The sequence below is a fragment of the Glycomyces sp. YM15 genome (assembly GCF_016918015.1).
GTDB lineage: Bacteria > Actinomycetota > Actinomycetes > Mycobacteriales > Micromonosporaceae > Glycomyces.
Genome location: NZ_JAERMK010000015.1, coordinates 26,069 through 31,830 on the forward strand (window position 1 = coordinate 26,069; position 5,762 = coordinate 31,830).

Genomic DNA, 5,762 nt, shown 5'->3' on the forward strand with positions numbered 1-5,762 from the left:
GCGCGCGGGCGGGGGCTGCCCCCCCCCGGGCCCCCCACGCGGGGGGGGCCCGCCCCGCGGGGGCCCCCGCCGTCTTCATGCGGGCGAAGTGCCGGTTCGCCCTCTCCCTGCCCTATCCAGTGCGGCTCGTGCACCGGCGTGCCGCCTGGGGCGGCCCGCGGCTCGGCGTTGTGCCGTTCGGTTCGCCGAGCCGCCGTGGCCGCTAGTTCACCGGCGGGTAGGCGTTCGCAAGCAGCTCCGCGAACTGCTCGCTCGACCAGTGGCCCGAGATCGGCATCTCGCCGCGGGCCCCGCTCATGTTGAACCCGTTGCGGATGTTGCCCTCGTAAGCCGGGTCGCACATCTCGTCGAAGCCCTTGCCCTCGTCGTTGTCGATCGGCTCCGAAGCGCCGTCGGACTCCCCCGGGGGCTTGATCCACACGTAGGCGTCGATGCCCGGCTCGGGCGCGACCTGCGGCCGCTCGCCGAGACCCGCACCGGCCTGGTTGCACCAGTTGCCCTTCTGGAAGCGCCTGTCGATCCGCGATTCGTCCACGAAGGTCACCGGGTCGGTCGAAGTGGACGCGGCGGTGGGCCGGTCCGGGCCGCCCCAGCCGTTGCGGCTGGTGTCGATGAGCATGCCGATGCCCTCATTGAAGCCGTTCGCGACGAGCTCGTCGCGGAACGCCGTCGAGAAGTCGATCTCGCCGTTGAAGTCGTTCCAGTCCACCCACTTCACATCGGGGTTCTGGTTGATGGCCTGGCCGCCCACGTTCTGGTCGACCTCCCAGTAGGGCTCCTCCAGCGCCGAGTAGTTCGCGGTGTTCGTGATGAAGCCGTTCACGTGGTCGGCGCTCATCCCGTTCTCGCCGATGAGCGAGCCGAACAGGGCCGCCGAGGCGTGGAAGTTGTCGTACTGCGGGTTCGTGTCGCCCCAGCCGATCCAGCCGTGGTGGCCCGCGTCCAGGTACTGGTACGTGTTCGGCAGCGCGCCGAGCTCCGCCGTCGCGTACGAGACGCCGTCGACGTAGTTGCCGTTGTTCTTCATCGTGTCGCAGTTGGCGGTCGCGGTCTCCCGCGGCGAGACGTTGGTGACGAGGTTCGGCAGCGAGTCGATCTCGATGACGTTGACGATCCGCAGGTCGGCGTAGGCCGGGTCGCTCTGGATCGCGACGATCGGGTCGATGTACTCGCTCTTGTAGCGGTCGATCTCGTCGGCGCCCAGCTCGCCGTTGGAGGCGAGGGCGGCGCAGTCGCGGCCGGGCAGGTTGTAGATGACGATCTGGATGACGTCCGCGCCCTGCGCCACCGCCTCGTCCAGGTGGTCCTTGAGACCCATGGATCCGGTGGTGGGGGAGCCGTTGCCCTCGATGGCGCTGATCTGGTCGAGCCACACGCCGGTGGGCTGGTCGGCGATGGCCTCACCGCCGGGCTCGGCCGCGGCGTTCGCGGACCACTGCGGGTTGATGTAGACCTGGGCGCCCTCGTAGGGGTTGTCGACCTTCGCCTGGGCGATGTCGGCGTCCGAGTCCGCCTGCTCCTGGGCTCCGGCGCTGGTCAGCGCCACGGTGCTGACGGTGGCGGCGATCGCGGCCGCCGCGAGCGCTCCTAGGCGCCGTTTCCTTCGACTGAGTGTCATGTGCCTTCCCTCGATTGACAGTCGGGCTTGACGGCAGCCGGCGGGCGCGGCCTCGCCGCGCTCGCAGATCAGCTGCTCTTCCGGGAGCGGCTCCGCGGGTACCGGGTGGACACGGAAGCGCTCCCAAACTTCACATCGAAGTGTGCCTATGTCTAACTGTGATGTCAAGGGCCTTGATCCCGGAGAATCCAGAAATTTCCCATTAGTGGCAAGTGTAGCGACTCAGGGTATTTGATCGACTTCAAAAAGTGAATAAATGCCCTTAATGGAATAAAATATCTCCATTTTGGATTCGAGGTCGGCCCGGCCCCGCAAAGCCCGCGCCGCCGCCTGCGATCGCAGGCGGCGGCGCGGGTTGCGTCGATCCGTGGCATTTCGGTCCCGAGCATGCGAAAAGCCGGTACCGGGCGCGTCCTTCCTCGGCCGTGTGCGGACGTGGGGCGCTGCGCGGGACCGGCCTGTGCCGGACGGTTCGTTCAGTTCGCGGATTCGCGGCCGCTGTGGCGCCCGCGCGGTACGTCTGGGCTGGCTACTGGGCGTTCCCGGTCTCAAAAGTGGTCTGGGCTCCCGCGTCGCCTTCGAGCAGTGCCCGGACTTCCGACTCGCGGAACCGACGGTGACCGCCCGGGGTGCGTATGCTCCCGATCCGGCCAGCGGCGGCCCAGCGCGTCACGGTCTTGGGATCGACACGGAACAGCGTGGCCACTTCGCCAGGTGTGAGTAGGCGGTCCTCGGTCTCCATGATTTCTTCCTCCCCGTGATGAAGACTCACTTCGTGCGTTAAACCCATTACACCACTATTCAGTCAAACCTGCCATGAGTTCTTGGACATACTTTCGGCTGGTAGGTTTTGCCTGAAAGTACCACGCGCACGTCAACAGCGCTCTGAGCTGAATCTGACGCTCTAGGAGTACGCGGGTATGAGGTAGGCAGAGGGCGCAAGTGGCAACTCTGGTTATCCTCGACAAGTGGACGAGATCGACCAGACCCTAGTGAACCTCTTGCGCACCGACGGGCGGACCTCCTACGCAGAACTGGCGCGGCGGGTCGGTCTCACCGCGCCCTCCGTGCAGGACCGCGTCACCAAGCTCGAGAAGAGCGGCATCATCACCGGCTACACGGCCGTGATCGATGCCGAGGCCATCGGGCTCGGCATCACCGCGCTCATCGGCATCATCCCCGACAACGCCGCCGACCATCACGACATCTGCGAACGCCTCCGCGCCATTCCGCAGATCGAATCGTGTTATTTCCTCGCCGGCGTCGAGTGCTATCAACTCAAGGTGCGGGTGCCCAAGATGGGCGACCTCGAACGGCTCATCCATCGCGTGGGCGCGATTCCCGGTGTGGCCCAGACGCGCACCACCATCACCCTCTCGACCAAATGGGAGGACCGGCCGCAGCCCGTCCCGTTCGAGCAGGCCGACTGAATGCGCTCCGTCGACCGGGCCAGGCCGCGGCTCTGGACCGACTGGGCCATCACCACAGTGGAGGCCGACGCCAACCGCTCGGCCGATACGCACCTGCTGCCGTTCCCGCTGCCGAGCGACTGGGGGGTCGACCTCTACCTCAAGGACGAGTCGACGCATCCGACCGGCTCGCTCAAGCACCGGCTCGCGCGCTCGCTGTTCCTGTACGCGATCTGCAACGGCTGGATCGACGAGGGCACGCCGGTGATCGAGGCCTCGAGCGGTTCGACCGCGGTGAGCGAGGCCTACTTCGCGCGGATGCTCGGGCTGCCGTTCACGGCCGTGATGCCGCAGTCGACGAGCGCCTCGAAGATCGCGCTCATCGAGTCCTACGGCGGCAGGGCGCACCTGGTGGCCGAGGCCGGAGCAGTGTGCGCCGAGGCCGAACGGCTCGCCGCCGAGACCGGCGGGCACTTCATGGACCAGTTCACGTACGCCGAGCGCGCCACGGACTGGCGCGGGAACAACAACATCGCCGAGAGCGTGTTCGAGCAGATGCGGCTGGAGCGCCACCCGGTGCCGACCTGGATCGTGGTCGGCGCGGGGACCGGCGGGACCTCGGCGACCATCGGGCGGTACGTGCGGTTCCGCAAGCACGAGACGAACCTGTGCGTGGTCGACCCCGAACATTCGGCGTTCTTCGACGGGTGGCTCGAGGGCGATCCGGACGCGGCCGCCGAGCGCGGCTCGCGCATCGAGGGGATCGGGCGGCCGAGAGTCGAGCCGTCGTTCATCCCCGACCTGGTGGACCGCATGGTGAAGGTGGACGACGCCGAGTCGATCGCATGCGTGCGCTGGGCGTCCGAGCGGCTGGGGCGGCGACTGGGCGGTTCGACGGGCACCAATCTCGTCGCGGCGCTGTCGATCATCGCGGAGATGCGCGAGGCCGGGCGAGACGGCAGCATCGTGACGCTGCTGTGCGACTCGGGGCAGCGGTACGGCGGCACCTACTTCGACGACGACTGGGTCGCGGCCCAGGGCATGGACCTCGGCGCGGCCGCCGAGCGGCTGGCGCCGCTCCTGCCCGACTGACCGCTCGACCGGCGGATCCGACCGCTCATCGGGCTGCGCCGACCGCTCACCCGACGGCCCTGCTCGGGCCACTTGTGGCGAAAACCCGCTGCGCGTTATGATTCCCGCCAAGCAAATCGAGGATTGTGAGTATATAGATCCCTCGTGCACCCCCGGCAACGCCCGAGGAAACGCATCCGACCGATCCGCCGCTGCTTTGAATCGTTTCAGCAAAGAATCCTGCACACTCCCGACCGACCGGACCCTCCTCACCGGGCCGCGGCGTCACCTCGCGCCGCGGCCTCGACCTTCCAGCACTGGAGCGCACATGACCAACGCACACGGCAATCCGTTCAGCGCCAAACTCTCCCGCCGCAACCTCGGCCTCCTCGCCGGAATCGGCGCCGGGGCCGCCGCGGGCGGGTTCCTCGGCGCGGGCGCCGCGAACGCCGCGTTCACCCCCGGCACCTGGTACGTCCTGCAGTCCCGCCACTCCGGACTCGTCTTCGACCTCTCCGCGTCGACCGCCAACGGGGCCAGGCTCCTGCAGCAGACCCGCACCGACGCGACCCACCAGCAGTTCCGCTTCGTCGACGCCGGCGGCGGCTACTACAAGATCCAGGCGCGCCACTCGAACCTGGTGCTCGACGTCTACGCCAAGTCCAGGGACAACGGCGCCGACATCGTCCAATGGGCCGACAACGGCGGCGTCAACCAGCACTGGCAGATCCTCGACGACGGCACCTACCTGCGGTTCGTGAACCGCAACTCCGGCAAGGCCCTCGACGTCTGGGAGCGTTCGACCTCCCCGGGCTCGCGCATCTCGCAGTACGACTCGAACGGCGGGACGAATCAGCAGTTCAGGGCCCTCCCGGTCGGCACCGCGCCAGAGGGCGACCCGACGATCTACATCGCCTCGGACTCCACCGCCCAGAACTACAACTCCGATCGCTATCCGATGAGCGGCTGGGGCCAGAAGCTCAGCGCGTACTTCGACGCGAACACGACGATCGCCAACCACGCCATCGGCGGGCGCTCCTCGCGCTCGTTCATCGAGCAGGGCCGCCTGACCACGATCCTCGACGCGATCCGGCCCGGCGACTACCTGTTCGTCCAGTTCGGACACAATGACGCCAGTACGGGCAACCCCGAGCGCTACACCTCGCCCGCGGACTACAAGATGTACCTGCGCGACCACTACATGGCCGGAGCGACCGCCAGGGGCGCGACCCCGGTGCTGCTCACGCCGGTCAACCGCCTCGACTACAACTCGTCGACCGGCCGGTTCAACGAGTCGTTCCCGACGTACGCCGCCAAGGTCCACGAACTCGTGAACGAGACCGGCGTGGCCCTGATCGACCTCGGGGCGCGCTCGCGCACCTACCTCAACTCGATCGGCTACGACCGGGCCCGCTGGGAGGTCTTCATGCACCTGCGGGCCGGGCAGTACCCGAACTACCCGGACGGCCTCGCCGACTCGACCCACTTCCAGGACAACGGCGCGAACCAGATGGCGCGCCTGGTCGCCGAGGGCACCAGGGCGCTCCCGCTGCCGATCGCGGGGCACGTGCGATGACCATGCGGCGGGGGGGGGGGGGGGGGGGGGGGGGGGGGGGCGCGGGGGGGGGGGGGGCGCGGGAAGATTAGATGTGTGTTGGGGCCAG

At 68.1% G+C, this 5,762-nt stretch carries 5 protein-coding genes; 3 read left to right on the top strand and 2 right to left on the bottom strand.

Annotated elements, in window-relative coordinates; genetic code table 11:
* Positions 1-202 precede the first annotated feature (202 nt).
* Positions 203-1,618: a glycoside hydrolase family 6 protein gene (locus JHY01_RS16765; protein WP_205326806.1), complete on the bottom strand. Its 1,416-nt coding sequence runs from the start codon at positions 1,616-1,618 to the stop codon at positions 203-205.
* 529 nt (positions 1,619-2,147) lie between these two features.
* Complete coding sequence (locus JHY01_RS16770; RefSeq protein ID WP_205326807.1) at positions 2,148-2,360, bottom strand: BldC family transcriptional regulator; 213 nt, start codon at positions 2,358-2,360, stop codon at positions 2,148-2,150.
* 226 nt (positions 2,361-2,586) lie between these two features.
* On the opposite strand from JHY01_RS16770, the gene JHY01_RS16775 reads away from it, so the two are divergent.
* The 3 genes from JHY01_RS16775 to JHY01_RS16785 all read left to right on the top strand — a co-directional run bounded on the left by JHY01_RS16775 (position 2,587) and on the right by JHY01_RS16785 (position 5,674).
* Positions 2,587-3,048: an Lrp/AsnC family transcriptional regulator gene (locus JHY01_RS16775; RefSeq protein ID WP_205326808.1), complete on the top strand. Its 462-nt coding sequence runs from the start codon at positions 2,587-2,589 to the stop codon at positions 3,046-3,048.
* A complete protein-coding gene (locus JHY01_RS16780) occupies positions 3,049-4,119 on the top strand; it encodes a PLP-dependent cysteine synthase family protein (RefSeq protein WP_205326809.1) in 1,071 nt (356 codons plus the stop codon).
* Positions 4,120-4,426: 307 nt separating this feature from the next.
* Positions 4,427-5,674, top strand: a complete 1,248-nt coding sequence (locus tag JHY01_RS16785) for an RICIN domain-containing protein (protein WP_205326810.1) — start codon at positions 4,427-4,429, stop codon at positions 5,672-5,674.
* Positions 5,675-5,762: the final 88 nt, after the last annotated feature.

Bases quoted from the DNA above. Each gene is read 5' to 3' on its own strand.
- JHY01_RS16765 (WP_205326806.1), bottom strand. From the start codon at position 1,618: ATGACACTCAGTCGAAGGAAACGGCGCCTAGGAGCGCTCGCGGCGGCC.
- JHY01_RS16770 (WP_205326807.1), bottom strand. From the start codon at position 2,360: ATGGAGACCGAGGACCGCCTACTCACACCTGGCGAAGTGGCCACGCTG.
- JHY01_RS16780 (WP_205326809.1), top strand. From the start codon at position 3,049: ATGCGCTCCGTCGACCGGGCCAGGCCGCGGCTCTGGACCGACTGGGCC.
- JHY01_RS16785 (WP_205326810.1), top strand. From the start codon at position 4,427: ATGACCAACGCACACGGCAATCCGTTCAGCGCCAAACTCTCCCGCCGC.